This window comes from Luteibacter sp. P4_D7_3 (genome assembly GCF_056401735.1).
On sequence record NZ_JBFUIT010000489.1, the window covers coordinates 1 to 2034 of the forward strand.

4 protein-coding genes are annotated in these 2034 nt (G+C 66.6%); 1 reads left to right on the top strand and 3 read right to left on the bottom strand.

From position 1 onward, the window contains the following. On the top strand, window positions 1-198 hold a 198-nt coding region (locus AC1DSN_RS21870), incomplete at its 5' end, for a hypothetical protein (protein WP_477332883.1). Between the two features lie 92 nt (window positions 199-290). Here AC1DSN_RS21870 and hisIE read toward each other — a convergent pair. The 3 genes from hisIE to AC1DSN_RS21885 form a co-directional block, all read right to left on the bottom strand. Next, window positions 291-899, bottom strand: a complete 609-nt coding sequence (gene hisIE, locus AC1DSN_RS21875) for a bifunctional phosphoribosyl-AMP cyclohydrolase/phosphoribosyl-ATP diphosphatase HisIE (protein WP_477298824.1) — start codon at window positions 897-899, stop codon at window positions 291-293. Then, entirely contained in the window at window positions 896-1666 is a 771-nt protein-coding gene (hisF, locus tag AC1DSN_RS21880) for an imidazole glycerol phosphate synthase subunit HisF (protein WP_063574124.1), read from the bottom strand. The genes hisIE and hisF overlap by 4 nt, the downstream gene beginning before the upstream one ends. Then, a partial coding sequence (locus AC1DSN_RS21885) for a HisA/HisF-related TIM barrel protein (protein WP_477332885.1) occupies window positions 1660-2034 on the bottom strand: 375 nt, incomplete at its 5' end. The genes AC1DSN_RS21885 and hisF, both read right to left, overlap by 7 nt.

A 2034-nucleotide genomic window follows, 5' to 3' on the forward strand; every position in this document is an offset into this window, starting at 1 on the left:
GCCGGTGGCGGCGGTGGCAATCGCGCCACCGGCGGCGGCGCCAACGGCAACCGTAGCGGCGGCGGTGGCAATCGTGCCCCGGGCGGCGGCGGTGGCGCACGTCCGGGCGGTCGTCCCGGTGGCGGTGGCCGTCCCGGCGGCGGTGGCGGTGGCGGCAATCGCAGCGGCGGCGGTGGAAACCGCGGCGGCAACCGTTAATCAGGACCTGTAGGAGCCGATTCATCGGCGAAAACCAGGTCGCGATGACCTGGCCCGCTGCCGCGGGATCGCCGATGAATCGGCTCCTACAATTAGCTGCCTGTGTGTCGGGCAGCTAGCTTTTCCGCCACGGCATCGAAACCGATGCCGCGCGCGCGCAACACCACCATCAGATGAAAGACCAGATCGGCGGCCTCGCCGATCAGGGCGTCGTCGCCTTCGGCGACCGCGGCAAGCGCCGTCTCGACACCCTCCTCCCCCACTTTCTGCGCCATGCGGCGAATACCGCCATCGAACAGCGTCGTCGTGTAGCTGCCGTCGGGCCGTTCGGCGTGCCGCGATGCGACCAGCGCGTCGAGTTCGGCGAGAAAGCCGAGCGTCGGCTTCACGTCATCGCCGAAACAACTCGACGTACCGGTGTGACAGGTAGGGCCCGCCGGCAGGGCGCGCACGAGAAACGTATCGGCGTCGCAGTCCAGGCGGATATCGACCAGGGCCAGCGAGTCGCCCGAGGTCTCGCCCTTCGTCCACAAACGCTGCTTGCTACGACTGAAGAAAGTCACCAATCCGCTCGCGCGCGTCTTCGCCAGTGCGGCTTCATCCATATAGCCGAGCATCAGCACTTCGCCCGACTGCGCGTGCTGGACGATCGCCGGCAGCAGGCCATCGCCCTTGGCGAAATCGGGAGTCACGTCGTTCATAGCCTTACCTCGATACCCTGCGTGCGCAGTTCGCGCTTGAGCGCGGGAATGCCGATGTCACCGGTGTGGAAAACGCTTGCGGCAAGCGCGGCGTCCACGTCGGCTTGCTTGAATACGTCGGCGAAGTGCATGGGCGTACCCGCTCCACCGGAGGCGACAAGCGGCACGTGGCTGATCGCCCGCGCCGCCTTCAGTTGCTCGATGTCGTAACCGCGACGCACGCCATCGGTGCCCATGCAGTTCAGGACGATTTCACCAGCGCCGAGCGCCTGCACTTCCTCGATCCATTCGAGCGTACCTTTGCGCAGGGCCCGCGTTCGCGACGGATCCCCCGTGTACTGGCGTACGCGCCATTCGCCGTCCTCGTCGCGCAAGCTGTCGACACCCACGACGACACACTGCACACCGAAGGCATCGGCGATCTCGCTCACAAGCGCCGGGCGCTCCAGGGCGGGTGAATTGATCGAGATCTTGTCGGCACCGGCGTGCAGCACGTCGCGCGCATCGTTCACGGAGCGAATGCCGCCGGCGACACAGAACGGAATGTCGATTTCGCGCGCCACGCGCTCCACCCAGTCGCGGTCCACACGGCGCCCTTCCGGACTGGCCGTGATGTCGTAAAACACGAGTTCGTCGGCACCCTCGTCGCGATAACGCAGGGCCAGTTCGACGATCTCGCCGACGACGACGTGATCGCGGAAGCGCACGCCCTTGACGACCTGTCCATCGCGAACATCGAGGCAGGGAACGATACGGCGGCTCAGCATGTCGCGTTTGCCCTTTCTGCCGTCGCGATGGCTTCAGGCAAGGCGAAAGCGCCTTCGAGCAGCGAGCGGCCAAGGATGATGCTGGCCACGCCTTGCAATGCGAGATCGGTGACGTCGGTGAGTGACTTCACGCCACCCGAGGCCTGTACATCGAGGCCCGGTGCCAGCGAGGCAAGATGGCGATAGAGGGCGAGGTTCGGACCGCTCATGGTGCCGTCGCGGTCGATGTCGGTGCACAGGAGGTGGCGCGCGCCGGCGGCTTCGTACCAGGGCACGAGATCGTCGAGCGTGTGCACTTCGTCCGCGGTCCAGCCCGCGCTGGGCAGCTTCCAAAGGCCATCGCGAAAGCGCGTGTCCAGGGCGAGCAC

What these genes read in the sequence shown, in the direction of transcription:
- hisIE (WP_477298824.1), bottom strand. Translation starts at nt 899, where the DNA reads ATGAACGACGTGACTCCCGATTTCGCCAAGGGCGATGGCCTGCTGCCG.
- hisF (WP_063574124.1), bottom strand. Translation starts at nt 1,666, where the DNA reads ATGCTGAGCCGCCGTATCGTTCCCTGCCTCGATGTTCGCGATGGACAG.